Source organism: Dyadobacter sp. 22481, from assembly GCF_052044875.1.
Taxonomy (GTDB): Bacteria; Bacteroidota; Bacteroidia; order Cytophagales; family Spirosomataceae; genus Dyadobacter; species Dyadobacter endophyticus.
In genome coordinates this window covers 230,485-250,487 of the sequence record NZ_JBQENV010000002.1, presented here as the reverse complement: position 1 = coordinate 250,487, position 20,003 = coordinate 230,485, and the positions used below count along the sequence as shown (strand labels likewise).

The 20,003-nt window shown below is 46.6% G+C and carries 18 protein-coding genes, 1 tRNA gene and 2 pseudogenes; 8 read left to right on the top strand and 13 right to left on the bottom strand.

Going from position 1 to position 20,003, the window contains the following annotated elements:
• Positions 1–67 precede the first annotated feature (67 nt).
• The 5 genes from ACTJJJ_RS11150 to asnS all read right to left on the bottom strand — a co-directional run bounded on the left by ACTJJJ_RS11150 (position 68) and on the right by asnS (position 7,753).
• Entirely contained in the window at positions 68–1,735 is a 1,668-nt protein-coding gene (locus ACTJJJ_RS11150; RefSeq protein WP_188938852.1) for a complex I subunit 4 family protein, read from the bottom strand.
• 29 nt (positions 1,736–1,764) lie between these two features.
• On the bottom strand, positions 1,765–3,729 hold the full coding sequence (gene nuoL / locus ACTJJJ_RS11145) for an NADH-quinone oxidoreductase subunit L (protein WP_440701822.1): 1,965 nt from the start codon (positions 3,727–3,729) through the stop codon (positions 1,765–1,767).
• Between the two features lie 62 nt (positions 3,730–3,791).
• The gene (locus ACTJJJ_RS11140; RefSeq protein WP_440701821.1) at positions 3,792–5,003 is read right to left on the bottom strand and encodes a serine hydrolase domain-containing protein; all 1,212 of its coding nucleotides are present in this window, start codon (positions 5,001–5,003) and stop codon (positions 3,792–3,794) included.
• 96 nt (positions 5,004–5,099) lie between these two features.
• On the bottom strand, positions 5,100–6,233 hold the full coding sequence (locus ACTJJJ_RS11135; RefSeq protein WP_440701820.1) for a T9SS type A sorting domain-containing protein: 1,134 nt from the start codon (positions 6,231–6,233) through the stop codon (positions 5,100–5,102).
• Between the two features lie 83 nt (positions 6,234–6,316).
• Positions 6,317–7,753: an asparagine--tRNA ligase gene (gene asnS / locus ACTJJJ_RS11130; protein ID WP_426292668.1), complete on the bottom strand. Its 1,437-nt coding sequence runs from the start codon at positions 7,751–7,753 to the stop codon at positions 6,317–6,319.
• A 192-nt stretch (positions 7,754–7,945) separates the two neighbouring features.
• On the opposite strand from asnS, the gene ACTJJJ_RS11125 reads away from it, so the two are divergent.
• The 6 genes from ACTJJJ_RS11125 to ACTJJJ_RS11100 all read left to right on the top strand — a co-directional run bounded on the left by ACTJJJ_RS11125 (position 7,946) and on the right by ACTJJJ_RS11100 (position 12,304).
• Positions 7,946–8,584, top strand: a complete 639-nt coding sequence (locus ACTJJJ_RS11125; protein WP_188938857.1) for a hypothetical protein — start codon at positions 7,946–7,948, stop codon at positions 8,582–8,584.
• Positions 8,585–8,602: 18 nt separating this feature from the next.
• Positions 8,603–9,382, top strand: a complete 780-nt coding sequence (locus ACTJJJ_RS11120) for an enoyl-CoA hydratase/isomerase family protein (RefSeq protein ID WP_440701819.1) — start codon at positions 8,603–8,605, stop codon at positions 9,380–9,382.
• 89 nt (positions 9,383–9,471) lie between these two features.
• Positions 9,472–9,545: transfer RNA gene (locus ACTJJJ_RS11115), tRNA-Arg, on the top strand.
• Between the two features lie 855 nt (positions 9,546–10,400).
• Entirely contained in the window at positions 10,401–10,874 is a 474-nt protein-coding gene (locus ACTJJJ_RS11110) for a hypothetical protein (RefSeq protein ID WP_440701818.1), read from the top strand.
• 31 nt (positions 10,875–10,905) lie between these two features.
• Positions 10,906–11,307, top strand: a complete 402-nt coding sequence (locus ACTJJJ_RS11105) for a hypothetical protein (RefSeq protein WP_440701817.1) — start codon at positions 10,906–10,908, stop codon at positions 11,305–11,307.
• 568 nt (positions 11,308–11,875) lie between these two features.
• Positions 11,876–12,304, top strand: coding sequence for a site-specific integrase (locus ACTJJJ_RS11100; RefSeq protein WP_440702645.1), 429 nt, complete (start codon positions 11,876–11,878; stop codon positions 12,302–12,304).
• Positions 12,305–13,093: 789 nt separating this feature from the next.
• Here the strand turns inward: ACTJJJ_RS11100 and ACTJJJ_RS11095 are convergent.
• The 4 genes and pseudogenes from ACTJJJ_RS11095 to ACTJJJ_RS11080 all read right to left on the bottom strand — a co-directional run bounded on the left by ACTJJJ_RS11095 (position 13,094) and on the right by ACTJJJ_RS11080 (position 14,877).
• On the bottom strand, positions 13,094–13,540 hold the full coding sequence (locus ACTJJJ_RS11095; RefSeq protein ID WP_440701816.1) for a hypothetical protein: 447 nt from the start codon (positions 13,538–13,540) through the stop codon (positions 13,094–13,096).
• Positions 13,541–13,580: 40 nt separating this feature from the next.
• Positions 13,581–13,842, bottom strand: a pseudogene (locus tag ACTJJJ_RS11090) (IS3 family transposase); the annotation flags it as partial.
• Between the two features lie 13 nt (positions 13,843–13,855).
• Positions 13,856–14,203, bottom strand: a pseudogene (locus tag ACTJJJ_RS11085) (DUF5958 family protein); the annotation flags it as partial.
• An 11-nt stretch (positions 14,204–14,214) separates the two neighbouring features.
• A complete protein-coding gene (locus ACTJJJ_RS11080; protein WP_440701815.1) occupies positions 14,215–14,877 on the bottom strand; it encodes a hypothetical protein in 663 nt (220 codons plus the stop codon).
• A 1-nt stretch (position 14,878) separates the two neighbouring features.
• On the opposite strand from ACTJJJ_RS11080, the gene ACTJJJ_RS11075 reads away from it, so the two are divergent.
• Together ACTJJJ_RS11075 and ACTJJJ_RS11070 are read left to right on the top strand one after the other, a co-directional pair.
• Entirely contained in the window at positions 14,879–15,025 is a 147-nt protein-coding gene (locus tag ACTJJJ_RS11075) for a hypothetical protein (protein ID WP_440701814.1), read from the top strand.
• Between the two features lie 131 nt (positions 15,026–15,156).
• On the top strand, positions 15,157–15,384 hold the full coding sequence (locus ACTJJJ_RS11070; protein WP_440701813.1) for a DNA-binding protein: 228 nt from the start codon (positions 15,157–15,159) through the stop codon (positions 15,382–15,384).
• 51 nt (positions 15,385–15,435) lie between these two features.
• Here the strand turns inward: ACTJJJ_RS11070 and ACTJJJ_RS11065 are convergent, their stop codons facing one another.
• The 4 genes from ACTJJJ_RS11065 to ACTJJJ_RS11050 form a co-directional block, all read right to left on the bottom strand.
• A complete protein-coding gene (locus ACTJJJ_RS11065) occupies positions 15,436–15,900 on the bottom strand; it encodes a hypothetical protein (protein WP_426292663.1) in 465 nt (154 codons plus the stop codon).
• Positions 15,887–16,270 (bottom strand): hypothetical protein, encoded by a 384-nt coding sequence (locus ACTJJJ_RS11060; protein WP_426292662.1) that lies wholly within the window; start codon positions 16,268–16,270, stop codon positions 15,887–15,889. Before ACTJJJ_RS11060 ends, ACTJJJ_RS11065 begins: the two co-directional genes overlap by 14 nt.
• A 61-nt stretch (positions 16,271–16,331) precedes the next feature.
• Entirely contained in the window at positions 16,332–16,607 is a 276-nt protein-coding gene (locus ACTJJJ_RS11055; RefSeq protein WP_426292661.1) for a hypothetical protein, read from the bottom strand.
• Positions 16,604–19,936 carry an RHS repeat domain-containing protein gene (locus ACTJJJ_RS11050; protein WP_440701812.1) on the bottom strand — a complete coding sequence of 1,111 codons (3,333 nt, stop codon included), beginning with the start codon at positions 19,934–19,936 and terminating at the stop codon, positions 16,604–16,606. Before ACTJJJ_RS11050 ends, ACTJJJ_RS11055 begins: the two co-directional genes overlap by 4 nt.
• Between the last annotated feature and the right edge of the window lie 67 nt (positions 19,937–20,003).

Below are 20,003 nucleotides of genomic sequence, written 5' to 3'. Positions count from 1 at the left end.
TAATATTTTTGGATTTTAATCCTTGAATAGAAGGAATGCGGCTTATTTAAGGCGAGCCCTGACCCCATCACTTCATCCCTTCCAACCAGGCTTGAATCGTCGGTCCCGATAAATCAAACAGCAACCCTGGCAGAATACCGATCAGGATTGTAAGAATCACCAGCGGTACGAGCATGAGCGTTTCGCGGCGTGTGAGGTCGGTGAGGACTTGTGTGGTTGCATTTTTGTACCAGAACGAGCTGAAAAACATGCGCTGGTAGGTCCACAGGAAGTAACCTGCGGCAAGCACAATGCCAAGCGTCGATATGGCCGGGATCCAGACGGGCAGGGCGTCGGACTGGAATGCGCCCATAAGGGTGAATAGCTCTCCAACAAAGCCCGAAAAGCCAGGAAGGCCCAGGGAAGCAAAGAATGCGATGCCGGTGATGACGGTGTATTTTGGCATGACGGTGATCAGGCCACGGTAATGATCGATGCGACGGTCGTGGGTGCGGTCGTAAAGCACACCGGTGAGCAAGAAAAGCATTGCCGATAATATGCCGTGGCTAACCATTTGGTAAATGGCTCCATTGAAACCCTCAGGCGTAAATGCGGCGATCCCCAGCAACACAAAACCCATATGCGATACCGAGGAGTAGGCGATCATTTTCTTTAAATCGCTTTGCCCCAATGCATTGAAACCACCGTAAACGATCGAGATCATCCCCAGAATGGCGAGCGGAATGGCGCTGTACAACGCTTCGGCCGGAAAAAAGCCGTCGACGATCCGGATGAAGCCATAACCCCCGATTTTCAGCAGAATACCTGCGAGCACGACGGATATAGGCGTGGGCGCCTCTACGTGTGCGTCGGGCAGCCATGTGTGCAAGGGTGCAACGGGCAGTTTCACCGCAAAACCGATAAACAGGAACCAGAATGCGAGCAGGCGAACCGGTATGTTGCCGATAAAAAATTCGGATGCTGCACTCAGGATCGAGCCGGGAATGTAGTTGCCCTGGTCGGCCAGGTAGGTGAACCGGAATGTGTGGATCAGTTGCTCGGGCGCTATTTTGCCGTCGAAAAGCCATTGTTGGATCTGCGGAATCATGTCGGGATGAACCGCGTCGTCGGGACCGATGAGGCCTACCATCCGGGCCGTTTCCACGGGGTCGATCACAGAAAGGTACAGGCCAATCATCACGATCAGGATCAGTAATGAGCCCAGAAATGTGTAAATAAAGAATTTCAATGCAGCATATTCACGCCGCGGACCGCCCCATAGACCGATGAGAAAGTACATTGGCAGGAGCATGAATTCGAAGAACAGGTAAAAAAGGAAAAAGTCCTGCGCGAGGAAACAACCCATCACGCTGCCGCTTAGCAGGAGGTACAATGCAAAATAGGCCCTTGGCTTGTGATTGACATTCCAGGAACTGACAACCCCTACCAGCAATACGACTACGGCAAGGAGTACGAGCGGGAAGCTGATCCCGTCCACTGCCAATGCATAATCGATGGACACAACACCCAGCGAGCCGATCGGTAATGTGATCCAGTCCCTGGCCTCGGAAAGCTGCAGCGCAGCATCCTGACTATTAAATGACAAATAGGATACCACCGTAACCACTACTTCCAGCAGCAATGCTACCGCCGCGATGAGACGGAAATTATGCTGACTGTCGACCGGCCAGAAAGCGATGGCCGCCGCGCCGAGTAATGGTATGGCAATTAAGAAGGTGAGTATATGATCAATCATCAAGCATTAATTTAACCGGCCCGCCTGCATTACAGCGCAACGAGCCACAATATCAATAAAAAGACGCCCATTACCGTCACGATGTAATACGACTGTATCCGGCCGCTCTGCATGTTGCGGGCAGCGCGGCCGGCGGAGCGGATTGAGAAGACGGTCAGGTGTACCGCACCGTCGACAAACATCCTGTCGACCCAGGCAATGAAATGTCCGAACACCAGGCTGCCTTTCGCAACCAGATCGACGAGGGCGTCGACAATATTTTTCTCGAAGGCTTTGAGGTACTTCGTGATTACTTCGAATGGAATGAGGAAGTATTGTTCGTTGGAATAACCGCGCAGCCAGCTCCAAGGGCTCTGAACGGGCTCGCCAACCGGTATTGGGTCATTTACCTTAAATGGATTGTCGGCACCGGTTTCGCGGTAAGCCAGGAAAATCGAAAGAAATGTAACGGCGGTCGCGATAAACGGCACCCATACCAGGTGCTCGCCATGCTCTTTCCCGATCCAATGCAGGAACCAGCCCTCGGCATTGAAAGGGTTAATGGAAAACCAAAAGAATAGTGATAATGCGGAAAGCAATGCCATAGGCAACCACATCGCAACGGGCGACTCATGCGGATGCACAATTGCAGGGAACCGTTTTTCTCCAAAAAACACCAGCCACACCTGCCGCGTCATATAAAAGGCCGTTAACCCGGCCGAAACAATGACCAGCACAGGGAACAAGTAGCCCAACGTACCAAATTCCGCAGCCCAAAGGAAACCTTCGGTAATGATCGCGTCTTTGGAAAGGAAGCCAGAAAAGAATGGCAACCCGGCCAATGCGGCTGCGCAAATCAGGTAGCAAATGAATGTAATGGGCAGCGCCTTGCGCAGGCCGCCCATCGTGCGCATATCCTGCGGGTCATAATCGGGTTCGAAACCGGGCAATTCATTGCCCGGAGTTACCGCGTGGATTACCGAACCGGCCGAAAGGAATAAGCCCGCTTTAAAGAATGCATGGGTCGCCAAATGGAACAAGGCGGTCTGCCAGCTTCCGAAGCCGACGGCCATCACCATCAGCCCGAGTTGCGACATCGTCGAATAGGCGAGAACCTTTTTAATATCCCAGCCTTTTAATGCCTTCACAGCGCCAGTAACCATGGTAATAGCCCCGATTACCAGAATCACCAAACGAGCGTCAACAGTGAGCAAAAAGGATATTCTTGCTAACAAAAAAATACCTGCTGCCACCATCGTAGCCGCGTGGATCAATGCTGAAACCGGCGTAGGGCCTTCCATCGCATCCGGTAACCAGCCGGACAGCGGGAATTGCGCAGATTTACCTACACAACCACCAAACAGGCAAATGCCGATGGCCGTGAGAATCCCGGGGGAAATCGTACCCGCTTCGAGCGAAAGCACTTCAAAGTCCGTAGAGCCGATATAGTAGAAGAGCATTAAAATGCCGGTCAGAAAAGCGGCGTCACCGATGCGGTTGAGCACAAATGCCTTCTGCGCTGCCCAAACGGGTCTTTTTTTAGTATACCAAAAACCGATAAGGAGGTAAGACGACAGTCCGACCAGCTCCCAAAAGATGTACATGACCAGCAAACTACCCGAAAGTACAATGCCGAGCATCGAGAAGAGAAATAGCTGTATAAATGCAAAATAACGGTTTACATTCCGGTCGTCATGCATGTAGGCAATCGAATACAGCTGAACAAGCAATGCAACGAAATGCACGATGGCGAGCATCATGGCCGAAAGGGTATCGAAACGGAAGGAAAGCTCGATAACGTGGCTGCCGATCGTAAGCCATTCGAAGCGCAGGGTATGCACTGCACCCGCATCGGCGTAAAGCAGACTGACCACGAGTCCCGCCGCAGTTGTGAGCACACCGATCCTACCTGCGAATTTATTTAGACTTTTTCCACCAAGCCAAAGCAACAAAAAGCACGAAAACGGCAAGCCCAACAGCAAATAAGCAGGTAAGAGGAATGCGATGTCGGGCATAAGTGCGGGAATGCTTTTAATTTCGGCAAATATCCTGAATTCGCGGCCGAATTCAAACAATGCTAGATGTCTTTCTCAATATCGTCGATCTTCACCGAACCGTGCACTACTTCCAGCAATTCGCGGAGGTCATACGTGGAGCGGTTATACGTATTGCCGAGGACAATGATCACCGCGTCGTCTTCGGGGCAGACCCACAGCATGGTATTGTAACCTTTCCACCAGCCGCCGTGGTAAATAAATCGTGGTGTGTGGTCTTCCTTGATGTGCATCCGGAAACCATAGCCGTAATTGCGGATGCCGTCGCGTTCGAAGCTCCGCGGCTTGAATGCCTCGTTGAGCAGGTTTTTTTCGATGATCAGTCCTTTGGTGAGGCCATTATAGAACCTGTAAATATCCAGCGTGGTCGAGAAGAGTCCTTTATCACCAACAACTTCATCGTAGTAATCCTTTTCCAGCTTGCGTCCATACTGATGCCCGTCGGTCCTGTTTTTTGTAGCGGCGATGGTCGTGTCGGTTACCAGATAGGTATTCTGCATGCCCAGCGGGGTGAAAATCTGGCTGTTCAGGTATTTGCCAAACGAATCGCCGGTCACCTTTTCGACAATCGCGGCGAGTACGCAGTAGTTGGTATTGCAATAGTTGAACGACCTTCCGGGACGGTTGTAGGGCGTTGGGGTAGGGACAGCCTTGGCATACCAATCCAGAATATCGAGGTTATCGGGATATTTCCTTCCGTGCCGGACGCTGTCGTTGAATGAGTAAATGTAATTCGGAAGGCCGCTGCGGTGGCTCAGGAGCATATCGACTTTCACGCCGTGATAAGGAAAATCAGGGAAAAAGCGCTGCACGGAATCATCGAGTGCAACCCTGCCTTCCTGGATCAGTTTCAAAACCGCGACAGCCGTAAATGGCTTCGAGAGCGACGCCAGCTGAAAACGGGAGTCGGACGTAAGCGTGTCCTTCGCCTTCATGTGCGCGAAACCGAAGGAGTTCTGGTAAAGTATTTTGCCTTTCTGGACAATGAGCACATTGCCGTTGAAACCAGCGATTCGTTTGCGCCTGAAAATATCCTCAATCTTCGCGATTTTCTCTGCCATAGCGGCATCAGGATTTGTCACCGCGACCGGATCAAGGTTTTTAACCGATTTGCCCGACACGGCCACGTCCGGGGAATCGGCGTTGTTTTTTCTAACTAATCCCCAGGAAATCAACATAATAACCAGGACAGCAGTTGCCGTCCACCACACTTTCGGCTGCACTTTTTTCAACATAGGCTTTTGGCCTTTAATATTCAGAACGTTGCTATGCTAACGACGCATCGATCGCATTTTCTATACTTTACCACTACAAATTAAGCGCAGAATGCCTTATGGAACTAGAACTTTCAGATGTTCTTTTCGACCATTCCTTTGATATGTAACAAAATAAATGCCAGAAACGAGCGCTCGAAATGGAATAAGATGAATGTACCCGTCGGCGTCGTCTTCGCGCCGGAATGGGACAAGTGTGCCCCATGATGTGTGTATTGCCAGAACAGCGTCACGGCTGTCGGCTGCCTTTATAATGATGGTTTGTGAAGAAGCCGGATTAGGTGCGACTTGAACTGCAAAAGCTTTTTCGGGATGTTCAATTGCGACCGGCCTGCAATGGGTAAAGCCCGAATCTTTGTCGACGAGTTTCAGCCTGTAATAATTGATACCTGCCGGCGGATCATTATCAACGAATGAATAAGAAGTCCGCCCGGTGGTTTCCCCGGAAGCTGCAACCGTTCCGATTGCCGTGAATACCCTCATGTCGCTGCTCCGCTCGATTATAAATTGCTTCGAATTCTTTTCCCACCCCGTTTCCCATTCCAATGCAATGCGCCCATTTTCCGAATGACCCTTTAAATAAATAATATCCACCGGAAGGGTAATTGCCAGAACATCGCCGTTCACCGATATTTCATCAAACCACAATGTTCCGTAGATGTCGACGGAATTGCAGGCATATATCCTGACCGTGAAGGTGTTGCTGGAAAGATTGTTATAGCTCACAGGGATATTATAGCTGTTGAACACGCTGTTGTTACCGATCACAAATGCATTCAGATCCGTTGCAAAACCATCCATACTCGTCCGGACCTTGATACTGTTCGGGCCATTTGGCGAGCGGCGGAGGCGGAAAGCAATGGAGGTAATGTTGTATTTAAATGAATTGGCCGTAAATGAGAACTCCATGTAGCGGGAAGCTGAAAACGCCACCGGCCACGGCCTGATAATGTAGCCGACCACAATGGCACCGCCTGCGCTGTAAACGGTGGGTAATGTAAAAGTGTTGGGCCCGCCGGATAGGGCAGCGCTTGCGGGCGTGAAGTTGGCGTGATCGGAAACGCCCGCCTGGGTGTAATCCATGGTCCATTTGACGTGGAATGGATCCTGCCCATTAGCATCAAAAACAAAAAGCAGTATCGCGGCTATGGCCACAATACTGCTTCGAAGAAATTGTCTGTTCCTTTTCATGTGCGTGCTGTTTAAATAAAACTTACACTAACTGCTTTACTTGTTACGTAAAGCCATGAAAAAGGTAACAGCTTGTAGAATAATTAAAATTCTGCACTCTTAGGGTAGCGCGGGAACGGGATCACGTCGCGGATGTTGCCCATGCCTGTTACGAACTGAACCAGGCGCTCGAAACCTAGCCCGAAGCCCGAATGCGGCGCCGTTCCGAACTTACGGGTATCGAGGTACCACCAAAGGTTTTCGGGATCGATACCGATTTCTTTCACTCGGCCGAGCAGTTTCTCGTAACTTTCTTCACGCTGGCTACCGCCGATGATTTCGCCGATGCCGGGGAACAACACGTCCATTGCGCGAACCGTTTTGCCGTCTTCATCCAATTTCATGTAAAACGACTTGATCTCGCGCGGATAGTTGGTCAGAATCACCGGTTTCTTGAAATGCTTTTCTACCAGGTAACGCTCGTGCTCGCTCGACAAATCGATGCCCCAGCCCACAGGGAACTGGAATTTGCCTTCTTTTTGGGGCTTCGATTTCAAAAGGATCTCAATCGCCTCGGTATAAGTCAGGCGCTCGAACGGATTGTCGACTACAAAGCTCAGTTTTTCGAGCAATGGCAGTGAGCGCTCGTTCTGCGGTTTGTTCTTTTCTTCTTCTGTCAGGCGGTTTTGAAGGAAATTCAAGTCGTCCTTACAGTTGATCAATGCATAGGAAATTACGCTTTTGACAAAATCTTCGGCAAGGTCCATATTGTCTTCCAGCTCGAAAAACGCCATTTCCGGCTCGATCATCCAGAACTCCGCGAGGTGCCGCGTGGTATTGGAGTTTTCAGCGCGGAACGTCGGGCCGAAAGTATAGATCTTCGAAAGCGCCATTGCGCCCAGTTCGCCTTCCAGCTGGCCGGAAACGGTCAGGTTGGCCTCACGACCGAAAAAGTCTTCTTTGAAATTGATCGCGCCTTCTTCCGTGCGCGGCAGGTTGTTCAGGTCGAGTGTGGTCACACGGAACATTTCGCCTGCACCTTCGGCATCGGAAGCCGTAATGACCGGTGTATGCAGGTAGAAAAAGCTTTTTTCATTGAAATACTGATGCACCGCGAACGCCAATGCGTGGCGGATGCGGAGGATCGCGCTGAACGTGTTCGTACGCGGGCGCAGGTGGGCGATCTCGCGCAGGAATTCCAGCGAATGCTTTTTCGGCTGCAAAGGATATTCCTCAGGATCTGCCGTTCCGTAAACCTCTATTTCAGAAATTTTTACTTCAACTGTTTGGCCCGAGCCTTGCGATGCGATCAGCTGGCCGGTTATTTTAAGGCATGATCCGGTGGTTACTGTTAACAGCAATTCGGCAGAAAACTGACCGGGTTCAGCCACTGCCTGGATATTATGTATGGTCGAGCCGTCATTCAGCGCGATGAAAATCGCGTTTTTGCTTTCTCTTTTTGTTCTCACCCAGCCCTTTACGACAACCGATTGGTTTTCAGGCGCAGTTTGTAAAATTTCTTTGATTTGCAACGGTCCCATTTTTTTCAATTCAATCTTTAAAATGTCAGCCGGGAAATGCCCGGTTTTTTACGAATGAGGCGCAAAATTACAAATTAGACCACGAAAACCTATTGTGCGCATGCAACTTACTTTTCTGTGGAACTCAATCATTGTACAGTCTGGTTTTCAGCTTAATTTTGCTTGCATCATCCTGATTAAAGACCTGTTGTTTTGAATAACCGAATTGCTACCATTTTATCGGTGATTTTCCACCCGCTGATACTCACGACATACCTGTTTGCATTGCTCTTCCTTCTCGCTCCCGATCTGGTGGGCGTGAGCGCATTCGAACTGCCTGCGCTGGGAAGCCTCCTGCTGTTGCTTTGGCTGAACACTTTTATTGCACCGGCTCTGATGATGTTCTATTTTAAGAAAATGGGCATGATTACGTCGTTGCACGTGGAAGATGCCGCCGAGCGCCGCATTCCTTACTTGGCCTGTGTGATCATTTACGGGCTCGCTACCTACTTGTTCGGTTGGCAGCTGGAACCGATCGGCGAGCTTGCGCCGCAGATTTCCGTCATTCTGGCCAGCGTCACATTGTCACTGGCGCTGATTGCGATGGTCAGCTATTTCTGGAAAATCAGCGCCCACGCCACCGGTATTGGCGGCGCGATCGGCATGCTGTCGGGCCTGATGATCCGGTTCGACGAGAGTGCTTTACTAATGCCGTTACTATTGACGATCCTCATTGGCGGCTGGCTCATGAGCGCTCGCCTGCAACTGAACGCGCACACGCCCCCGCAAATCGCCGCCGGTGTATTTTGTGGACTTTTCGTCAGTAGTGCTACTGTTTATTTCTTCTTTTGATACAAAACACTTCACAGCATGTATCAAAACCTGATTTTCGAAAATAATGATGGTGTTGCCCGCATTACGCTCGACCGCCCGGACGTATATCACGCATTAAGTCCGGCGCTCATTGCCGAGATCACCGGCGCCGTGCAGACCGCCGCAGACGACGACTCCGTTCGCGTGGTACTCCTTACGGCCACCGGCGACAAGGCATTCTGCTCCGGTGCCGACCTCAAAGAAACCGCGACATCCGGCAAAAGCGCCGGCGAAATCCTCAGGGATTACTACGAGCCGATGATCACCGCCATTCGCGATATCCCGAAACCCGTGGTATGCCGCATGAATGGCTTGGCCGTAGGGGCGGGCTGCTCACTGGCACTTGCCTGTGACGTGGTAATAGCCACCGAAGACACATACCTGAGCCTCCTTTTTGTACAAATAGGCCTCATGCCTGACGCTGGCGCAACATTCATCCTCCCACGGCTCATAGGTATAGCCCGTAGCTTCGAGCTGGCCTCTACCGGTCGGCGTATACCCGCGACAGAAGCACAACAAATAGGGCTCATCACAAAAGCGGTATCCTCGGAGACCCTCGACAGCGAAATAGACAGGCTGATAACCTACTACCGCCATGCCCCAACCCTGGCCATCGGTGCCATGAAGCGCGCATTCAACCAATCCATGCATTCCAATCTGCCGCAAATGTTGGAAAGGGAGCGTGAAAGTCAGGAAACACTGTTTGGGACGCGGGATGTTGAGGAAGGAATTTCTGCTTTTTTAGAAAAAAGGAAGCCTGATTTTCAAGGCATTTAGCAGATTTTGAGAAAATTTTTCTTAAATTTATCTGCCGAGATTTGCGACTGCGAAATTCATCTCATACATTTGCAGTCCAATTCGGAAACGGTTGCGTAGCTCAATTGGATAGAGCACCTGACTACGGATCAGGAGGTTTGGGGTTCGAATCCCTACGTGACCACAAGTTAAAGCATCTGAGCGATCCTCAGATGCTTTTTTGTTTGCATCGCATCTGCTACGGATCAGGAGGTTTGGGCCGGGCCGCCGGGCGGTTCGAATCCCTACGTGACCACTTGAAAATAAAAGTTGCAATACTTGGCTAGCCTTAGAATCAGCATGAAACGCCTTTCCACGTTGATAGTTATTACGGCCAATTTAATTTTCGGTATCCACCTTGTACTGAAGGGGACGTTTGGAGCAGGAAACATAATGTTTTTTGTGTCTTCGGCGGTTGGTTTGTATTGGATTGGAAATGGCTTCTTTATCCGCGATCTCAAATTCGACGAGGATTTTTTTCTTATAACAAGGACATCAAAATTCCTCTTTCCTCTATTACGGCGATAAAGCTAGGTCTGAGCTCCGACCTCCAGAATGACCGTCACTGGTGAATTCAATATAAGGTAGGTGACAGCATTGAAAAGTCTATCACGGTCTTACCGTCGGTGACCAACGATAATTTTGTAAAATTTCTTAGAGCGGTTGAAGCTAGAAATCCGTCAATCAAGACAGATATATTTGAGTTTGAGCTGTTGTGGAGTTTTATGCCTAAAACAACATGGAGGGTAAGGAGCGAATGGGATTCAAAGGTGTAACGTTCTCGAATTAGTGAGTCTTTCAAACCGCTAAAGACTTACAAAAACGAGAAACGCAAGGAGATTTATCAAACGACATCTTTACTAGTTATCAGCATGCAAGAGAATTGGCAACCAAAAACAAAACCAAGTCTCTACGGTACGGAGATTTTTTTTGTTGCTTTTATTATAAGCAAGATTCGATGCGAATATGGTATTACACAATTAGATTAAAGTTGCTCATAGTGCTGATAATCGCCGTTGGGTGCAAGTCCAACAAGAAAGAGCTTGTCCCCGCTTATGTCCTCGAATTAACTGGGACTTATCGGTCACAAAGCCATCACGAGTTTATTGGTGGTACTAGTCAGACCGAAATCACACAAATTGATATCACAAAATCTGACCAAGGAGCGAATTCGGTTAATGTTACCTACCTCCAAGTCATAAGGCGATATAAAGGAATCATCGAGACGCCGAATCTGAATCAAACCTGGGGGCCATGGACATTCAAGAATGTGATCGTAAGTGATTCAGGGACTGTGAACCATAAGGAAACCCAAACAACAAATTTTGGCGGACGACCTGGCGACCCGGTTGAAACTCTGTTATCTATAAAAGGTGGTGTCGTGGGGAAAACCTTGACCGTCACTTATGGTACCGATTATCCCTCTAAGAATCTGTTTAACTACACGCTGCTATGGTTGGATAAAGTAAATTAGCCAGGCATAGCATAATATGGTCGGATAAAAAATGATTTCGATAACTTTTGATCACCATGCGGAGCTAATCGCGCTGGCCAAGGCGCTTGAATTTGTGAAGTTTAGATGTCACGATCCGGAGTGCTCTCATTTGGCGGGAAGTCCCTACATCGGGAATTTGTACAGAAACGTGCTAACGAGCCTTGAACCCTATTACAAAAGATCACATACCCAATGGTCTGCGTCGAACATCGCTATTGATGATTCCAGTTATGCACTCGACGCAGTCAGGTATCACATCACAACAGTCAGCAATTGGCATCGACTTGATGTCAAAACAAAGCTCAAAGCACTGACAGAGTATCTGAACCCTCTCTGCTTCAAAGAAGAAACACTTTTTGCGTTGATGGAGTTTGGCGATAATTATCATGAAGTCGATAGGCAGGACTCTTAGGTCGACAGCAATTCTAACGGCCAGCCGGTAGAAGAAATAAGCTTGCTTGATCAATCGAGTTGATTGTTTGCTGGGAAACTCTACTTGAAGGTGCTTAAGCCGGCAAAATCTGGGAGAAAAGTTTCCTGGAAAAGAAAAAGCGATATTTCAATGAGATAGTCACTACTCTATTGGAAATTACGGTGAAACTGACCACCTGATTTTATTTTGGATTGACCAGGTCATTTCGGCCTAGGTTGACCATCATATCTCTCTTTTTATCAGTGAGTTATACGAAAATCCAAAAACTTGGACTTGTGGTCAATCTGCCACGGAATGGGGTAGTCTGTGGCACCGTATTTTCCATACATAGCCTATTGTAAGAAGATTGTATTAAGCTTAATAAAACTCGGACTCTTACAAAAGGACCCTTTCTTCGGCTTCAAAAGCCGAAAGAAGGAAGTGAATCGCGCTGCACTCACAGAGAAAGAACTGAAACTCATTGGTTCGAAAAAATTCCCCTCGGCGCGCCTCACCCAGGTGCGAGACATTTTTTTTTAGTTGCTACACCGGCTTGGCTTACGTAGATGTGCAGAAGCTGTCACGATCCGACATCAAGACAGGCCAGGATGGCGAACAATGGGTAATAATCAATAGACAAAAGACCGATTCACAGTCTCGCGTTCTGTTGCTTCCAGCAGCGTTAAAAATCATAGCAAAATATGAGAATGAAGTGCAATGCCATGCGACTGGGAAGATGCCGCCCATCCTTAGTAATCAGAAAATGAACGCGTACTTAAAAGAAATTGCGGATGTCTATGGTATTGACCGCAACATCTCGTTTCATATAGCTCGCCACACGTTCGCAACAACGGTCACGCTTTCTAATGGGGTTCCCATTGAGAGCGTTTCTAAAATGCTTGGCCATTCGAACATCAGAACGACCCAGATTTACGCTAAGATCGTAGATAGTAAAATCTCCGGGGATATGCGAAAGTTAAAAAAGAGGTATTCCTGATCTATCGCAACGCCTAGCAAAGAAAGCGTACGGGTACGAACTGCTACCCCACCCCATTTATAAAAAAGCACTTCATAGACGAGCGTCTATGAGCTCAACGACACGCTTTCCAGTGCCCTGCAACTGACGCATTGAAAAACAATGTCGTTCCGATTCGAGAACAGAAACCCCTGACAAGCATTCGATATAGCTTGTCAAGGCATTTTATTTAATGGCAACTAATCTGCTTGATTTCCTGAAAAAACACACCTTAATGCAACAGCCGCGTCCGATAGTTGGATCATAAAACCGGGCTTGCAGGTCTATCCAGTTAGTTTCGGGCTGCTTTTCCTTGCCCAAGAATGTACACTTGTTCGTTCCTGCAATCTTAAGAATTGCAAGCCCAAAGGATAGTAATCTCAGCACTTAATAGAACGTTCGGATAAGGTTCGTGGCTGTGCCATTTTCAGTCAAAAAAGCCCTCAAAGCATATCCACCTAGACTCGCTTTGAGGGCTTAAGATCCGCTCGCTTTATCCTTTTCTGCGGATAAAGTGCCGTTTCTGAGACATATCACTCCGTTTCAGCTCGTTTTGAACATTTTAGGGGCGAGAGTCGGTCGACACTTAAGCGGTTCTGATCAGAAAATCCAGAGCGTTAGTAACGTTTTGCTATTATTGTTCCGATTGCAAATCTGGAAAAGCTCAATTAAAAGAAAACTCCACCTCGCGAATGATGCTCTCTGATTTATTGATCATCATAAGCAGGTTGCCGATATGATGAATAAAATAGTGCTCTATAGAGTAACTAATCACTTTGCCTTGTATATTGGTGAAGGTGATCCAGGGCCTTTGTTATATTTTATTTCGGTACAATCTTTGCAAGACCTAACTCTCTTGTAAAAATCCCTGCCACTTAGTTCCTGTTTTTGGTAAGGAGCTTTTCCTTTCTCAAATATTCTAATTCTACTATAATGTTGTATTGTATCTGCATCATTCCAAGTGTATTTTACAAAAATTTCGGTTGAATCAAAATAAATCTGCTCACAATGCTTTTCAATGTGCTGATAAGAACCATTGCCAGAAGTAAAACCTAATATATATCCTGCCGAAACATCATTTTGATTGTAAATTACATTAAAATTGCCTACCAATTTGCTTACTTCAATAATATCATTTTCAGTCGTCCAACAGCCTTGCAGCGTAGTTAATATAAAAAAACAGCTTATTTTTTTTACTAATTTAATGGGTGGTTCCATATAAATCTAAAATATTGGTTTGTTAGTGGTTGATTTCCTGATTTTGAAGCGCTTCTTGCACGAAATCCATGCTCCAAACCTTGTTTATTCCTTGAGTGTCCAATCGTTCCAATCGGTGCTCAGCGCTCCGGCTCCTTATTGGTCTCTTTGTTCGCAAATTCAGCCCACAGGCCTTATAGACACGATAAACTCGCTTGTGCCGCGGTGGCGGGCCCCTTGTCACTGAATCCTTCTCTTTTCAACAGCACAAAAATTCGCTGGAACCCATATCGAACCCTGGTATTGGCGATTTCCTTCATCCGCATGATGCCCTTTTTCAACATCATATCTTCTGCCATAAGCAATTCGAAATAGACTTAGGAGCAAAGTATACGCCTTCGTCAGTTCATTTTCGGGCAACTCAATAATACAATTTAAGTTATGAGTGGCTACTCCCTTCCTTAATAACACACAAGGCGTAAAAGTGGGTTTTAGTTTACTCGCCGAAATTGCGGGTTGAATATCGTCATTTGTTGGCTTGGATTGCATAATGAAATACAAGAGCGAAGTTAGTAGCGCTTTCTTTTCTAGAAACTCTAGCGTGCCGAATCGATCTATCAATAGTTTAATTTCAACTGCATTCTGTCCGAATTTACTTATCAGAATTTCGTCTTCTAGTGTCATCTAACAACTCTTTATCGTGGATTAATGGTTATACGGGGCAAGTTTGTATCTACTGGCTTTTTAAAGATATCAATATTTCTGGGCGTATTATCCAGGACAGAACGTGCCCCCGGCAAAGAGTTTTTAATTGTGCCCCAGTTCTTACTTGTAAGTCCCGGGATTACGTAGTCCCAATCAGCTACTGCCCCTTTTATTGTGTTGATATCATTTTTGACCACACCAGCAGCACGACTCCCAATTACTGTAATGAGCTTAATAATTCTAGTCGCTGCATTTTGTATTCTAAGCGTTTCCGATGCTGACAAAACACTGCTACTAACGTCAGCGACAGAGGTAACTTCACTCACTTTCGATGTTACATTTGCAACTTCACCCGCCTTACCCAGGTTCCCAACACCTTTAGAACCAGCCACTGCAATAGCAACTTCACCTACAACATTCCCAGCAATGTTAGCTCGCGTGCCAACATCTCCGCTGTTCCAATCACTTTTGGTTTTCTCATAGAGCATCGCCACACCAACTGCCGCTTCGACGTTACCAGCCAGTGTTGCAGTGCTAGCAAATTCTCTTAATGTCTGAGGTAAATCTACGGTAACTGCTCTTAGATTTCTGACTACCGCCTCTCCTACACCTTTTGCGAACTGTGCCGCAGCCGTTCTGGAACAGCTGCGCATTTTGTCGGATAAATGGCTCGACAATTATAATAGCAAGCATCCGCACAGATCAATGAAGGGACTAACACCAAATCACAAGCGCGTACAGCTGAAAGAAAGTGCGATGAAAAAAGAAGAATTAACCATTGCAATCAACAACGAAGTCTAAATCACAGCTCCTCTAAAAATGGGAAGCCTACAACTTTCGGGAAAGAGTTTTGCAGATCAGGAAGCAACAAAAGTACTCCCAGGATGAGCTGGCTAAGCTCATTGGGGCGTCAGCCCCAATTGTGGGCCGGTATGGAAGAGATAAAGCCCTCTATCGAAGTGGCCTTAAAATTGGCCGATGCCTTGGGCGTAACACTGGATTATCTGCTGGGAAAGTCGGATAACATGGTGCTCGATAAAAAGAACCTCCAACGCCTGCATGACATTGAAAACCTCTCCGATGAAGATAAAAGCAATATCTTCGATACAATAGACAACCTGATCAACGCCGCTAAGCTTAAAAATATCGCGGCGCTGTAAAGCGACAAACACCCCAGACTGGCCGGGGTGTTTGTGTTGTTACTTTTCAGTTTAATTGCTCTGAGCAAAATATAAATCATCCTCAAAGGTGTACGCAAAGAGATGCTTTCCGTCTTTTGAGATTAAATAGGTATGTTGTGGAATAGAAAAGAAGCTCCAAAAAAATTCTAGAAAATCCTTCAAAAGGAAATGATAACTGTTTGCAATTTCATTATCCCCAATTAAAACAAACTCTAAATCCATTATTTGGTGTTTTAAAGCAAATTGGACTAAATTATCTTTAATAGAACTAATCCAATCCTTCTCAGCAAGACCCACAAAATCAGATTTTGAAAGTATCAAATTTGTAGGATTAAATTGAACTCTGCCCAATTTATGAGGGTGGTTTTCCAAGATCAAATCGCTATATTCCTCAATTCTAGATTTGTCAATAATATGTAATTTCTTGTTTTCCAGAAAAGGGAAAACTTCATCTGCAAAATCTTCATCGTATTCTATAAAATCAATCCTTCTCATATTTTTTCTGAATTTTGTTTACTGTTTTTTCAGTTGCAGGAAAAGTAAAATGAGGTCCTTTTTCTTTTCCACTGAAAACATTTATATGAGCTCCATTTTTCTCATCATACTCTACCCTAAAACCGCTATTTTTTCCATCGGTATTTTTCCCTTTCCATACCAACTGCCTTTCCTTCTGTTGCTTTAACTCCGCCGATATTATCTGGTGGAGAATTCTGATCTGGAGCTCGACAAGCATACACTCAGCCGCATGCAGGAAGTTTCGAAAATGCCCGAAGCTGACCGCAAACAGATTTTTATGGTTATTGACGCGCTCATCAGAGATTTTAATGCCAAAAGGCAATATGCCGTATAACAGAACAGGCTCCACTCCGGAGCCTGTTCTGTTATACGTTTTTGATGATCTGATACAATCTATTTTTTTCTTTTATTCAACGAACATCGGAACTATAAAAGGCCCGACTGAGCGGATCAATTAAAGATTCAATAAAATATCCAAGGTCATTTGGTTCAGAATCTATTTGGATTCCTTGCTCTAAGAGCAGACTTGAAAGTCCATCCAGCAAATGCTCAATCTGACTATTTTCCAGAGATACAATATAGCTTTGAAAACTCACTGTACTTTTCTCAAATATGGCACTTAAACTTGGAAAATTATCCATTAAGAATTGAAACTGGCTACTTGAGAATTCTATTTCTTTCATCATCGTATTTTTTTCGGATCATAATCCAAACCGAGTTGTTTGGCCCTATTCAAAGCATTGTTGCCTTTTCCATTAGAATATATCACTTCTCCTCTCGGTTTCCCAAAAGTACTTATGACTTTTCCATCTGAGTTTACTACAACTTTGGCACCAGTGCCATCGTGCCTTATACCACCGTTGTTTTGAGTAGTCACTTTTTTAGGATTTTTGACGGCTTCCAACATTTCCGACGCCTTAACACCTCTACCACCATCTCGCCCAATGGATTGGTTCAACCCATGTCTAGTATAGCCGGTTACAACTCCTGCAACGCCTTCTTTTCCCGCCTTTGCCTCTGTCTTCGCAACACCAACGGCATCAGAAATTACTTCCACCCCTTTGGTAATTTTTCCGGCCTTAGCAATATCGCCAACATATGGCAATGCTGCGCCCAGCACACTTGCACCAGCTCCCCAATAATCCCTGCTATTAGCAGACAGTCCGGCGCCAACAATGTCTAATGTAGGTGTAGGGTCAAAGACACCACCAATATCTACGGCAGCTTGTAATACGTCATTTCCGGATAAAGTATAGTTGCCACCAAAGTCAACACCCAGGCCACTGGCATTGACTGTTAAATCCACTGCGTCTGTTTTTACCGTAACACTGGAATTATTGGCCCCGAGCAAGGTAATGTCAAACGGTGCCAACCCGTCAACATCCTTGAACCTTATCGGGTTGTTTTTGCCGTAATTGTATGGGGACCAACTCGAGAACTGCTCCGCCAACGGATCAACCACCATCCACTTCCCAATAGTCGCATCGTACTGTCGAGCTCCGTAATCCAACCAACCCGTTTCCGGCTGTTTCTCCTTACCATTGTAAAGATACTTATTCGTCCCAGCCGTCCTAGGAATTGCTAGCCCAAAAGGAAAATATTCCATCTCCTGGGTCATTGTGCCCGCTTCACTCATGACCATCCGGTTATTTCCGAGATGATCTTTCAGATAATATTCAAAGGCAAAGTTGTTGCCGTTGTTGGTAACGTTGATCTGGCCTTCTTCGGTAGCTATCCGAGTAAGGTAGTTACTCTGGTTGTATTCAAATGCCCCGGCGTACTTGGTGTTTACGGCGCCATTGGAATTTGCCATGCGAAGCTTGGCTCCTGCACCGTCATACATATAAGTTAAAGTAGCTCCTCCCGCGATAGTCACTTGTTGCACCAGGTTGTGTACGGAATATACGATGCCGTTGGTGCCGATATTCCGGTTGGCATCTTTGGTGGCATTACCATTGCCATCGTAGAGGTAGTCGTCGCCAGTCCCCGAGGAGCCATTGTTGAAGCCTTCCGAGTTGTTCTCTGCATCGGTTACCTTTGTGAGCTGGTTGCCATTATAGACATAGGTCAGGTTGTCTTTTTGCACGCCGTCAAAAGCACGTTGCAGCTTTTTGATATTGCCGTTCTTGTCGTATTCGGAAATCGTTTCACGGTTGGTGTTTCCGCTCACCCCTTCGCCGTTGGTGAGGCGGTTCACTCCATCATAAGCAAATTTGTAGCCCACCCAGGCACTTCCCCGTTTCCAGAGCATTTCCGCGATATTGCCATTGTACTGGGCTGTCGCTCCGTTCGTCGGGATATTATACTTTAATTCTACTCCGAAATTTTCAACACCACCGGTTTTTCCGGTCACCTTGCTTAGCCAGCCTCTGGGTGTAAAGCAGTAATCAAGCTGCTCCCGGTAATTGCCATCATTCTCAGCGGAGTAGAGGGATTTGGTTTTCAACTGTCCCAGCGCATCATATTTATTAGCTGATAGGGTAATGTCTCTTTTGGTGGTTCCGTCCTTTTTAACAAGATAACGGGTCGAAACGAGCCGATCTGCATGGTCATAGGCAAAGAACTTTTCCACCCCATTCAAACCAGTGCTTGCAGCTTGTTCAATAAACTCTTGTTCCAGGCGGCCATCAAAACGCAGTCGTCGTGAAGCACGCTCTCTCGAAATACCGCCCAGATCATATAAATTTCGCACCGTTTGAATCACATTGTAGCGTTCATCGTAGTACATCACATTGGCCAACCAGACATCTGAGGTATTATATGTTCCATTAGAAGCGAGTACCCGCGTGGAGATTGCAGTGACTTGTCCTTTGACATTGGCCTTTACCGAAGAAGGGTAATCACTGCTATATTGGGCATATGCTTCTGAGCCTGAAGGGTAGACGTCATAAGAGGTTTTAACCAAAGCGTTTTCGGTACTAGTGCCTGTGATGTGACCTGTTTCAATCACTCGGTTGAGGTTATCATATTTCGTATAGGAAGCAATGCCCCTGCCATCGGTACTCTTGATCAGCCTATCCCGTGCATCGTATTCCAATGTCGTCGTACCCCCACCCGGAACATACTTGGAGGCCATCAGGCCTGCGGAGTTATATGTATATTTAAAGACATATCTGTCCAGACTGGGATCATCCTGGTACATGGGTTGCAATACAAACCGGAGTTGTGAGAGATCGTCATATACATAGTAAGTACTGAATTCCTCACTGCCGTTATATGCTCGTTTTAATACTACCGTTCCACTTTTGTCCTGATACTCCCTGACCCTGTTTTGGTTTTCGTCTTTGGTTTCTACATAAGTGAGCTGGTTTGCAGCATAATTCCCGTTCTGCGTCGGAACCTCCTGCTGAGTCGTTGGATTTAGCGTCACGTCATATCGTTTTACTTCGCTACCATTCAAACCGTAGGAAAACTCAACGCCTTTGTCGGTGCCAACGCTGTACTGCTTGCGAACGCGGTTGAGTGGCGAGGCTTCATACTCCGTCAATGCATAGGCACGGTCGTTGTTGTTACAGAAATTAGCCGGGTTGTTGTAAAACCCAATAGACTTGGTAATTGCATCGTCCTTAAAACTTCCACTACCTGACAGTATACTCGGCACGGCAGGATAAGGTGCAATTGCTTTTGAGACCCTTCCTTGACTATCATATTCCGTATGTACAATAAGATCAGAAGGGGTATTGTAGGTAGTTTCAGGACTGGAACTAACCGAAACGGTCTGCAGCGGCCTGCCCAATCCATCCAGATAATTTAATTGTCGAGATGCAGTGCTAATATCATCACTTACAGCGCTTGTCGCTAGCTTGTAGGTTCGCTCTGTAATAAAGTTTTTGCTGGTTGTCTGACCATAAATTCCACTGGAACTGAGCAAGACTAATACATAAAATATCAATCTCGTTTTAGCTAATATTTTTCCCATATCAACATTCAATTTAAATACTCGTTTGCTATTTTTTTGCGCTTGGAAGGGGAGCAAAGCTCCACGCGCTATGGTCCCTGATGTATCTTCGGTCAATCCCTTTGTTTGTAAAAGGTGTTGTTGACACCTTTACAAACACTTTCCGGGATCTAGTCAGATACTT

Bases quoted from the DNA above. Each gene is read 5' to 3' on its own strand.
- ACTJJJ_RS11150 (WP_188938852.1), bottom strand. From the start codon at position 1,735: ATGATTGATCATATACTCACCTTCTTAATTGCCATACCATTACTCGGC.
- nuoL (WP_440701822.1), bottom strand. From the start codon at position 3,729: ATGCCCGACATCGCATTCCTCTTACCTGCTTATTTGCTGTTGGGCTTG.
- ACTJJJ_RS11140 (WP_440701821.1), bottom strand. From the start codon at position 5,003: ATGTTGAAAAAAGTGCAGCCGAAAGTGTGGTGGACGGCAACTGCTGTC.
- ACTJJJ_RS11135 (WP_440701820.1), bottom strand. From the start codon at position 6,233: ATGAAAAGGAACAGACAATTTCTTCGAAGCAGTATTGTGGCCATAGCC.
- asnS (WP_426292668.1), bottom strand. From the start codon at position 7,753: ATGGGACCGTTGCAAATCAAAGAAATTTTACAAACTGCGCCTGAAAAC.
- ACTJJJ_RS11120 (WP_440701819.1), top strand. From the start codon at position 8,603: ATGTATCAAAACCTGATTTTCGAAAATAATGATGGTGTTGCCCGCATT.
- ACTJJJ_RS11105 (WP_440701817.1), top strand. From the start codon at position 10,906: ATGATTTCGATAACTTTTGATCACCATGCGGAGCTAATCGCGCTGGCC.
- ACTJJJ_RS11095 (WP_440701816.1), bottom strand. From the start codon at position 13,540: ATGGAACCACCCATTAAATTAGTAAAAAAAATAAGCTGTTTTTTTATA.
- ACTJJJ_RS11080 (WP_440701815.1), bottom strand. From the start codon at position 14,877: ATGCGCAGCTGTTCCAGAACGGCTGCGGCACAGTTCGCAAAAGGTGTA.
- ACTJJJ_RS11070 (WP_440701813.1), top strand. From the start codon at position 15,157: ATGGAAGAGATAAAGCCCTCTATCGAAGTGGCCTTAAAATTGGCCGAT.
- ACTJJJ_RS11065 (WP_426292663.1), bottom strand. From the start codon at position 15,900: ATGAGAAGGATTGATTTTATAGAATACGATGAAGATTTTGCAGATGAA.
- ACTJJJ_RS11055 (WP_426292661.1), bottom strand. From the start codon at position 16,607: ATGATGAAAGAAATAGAATTCTCAAGTAGCCAGTTTCAATTCTTAATG.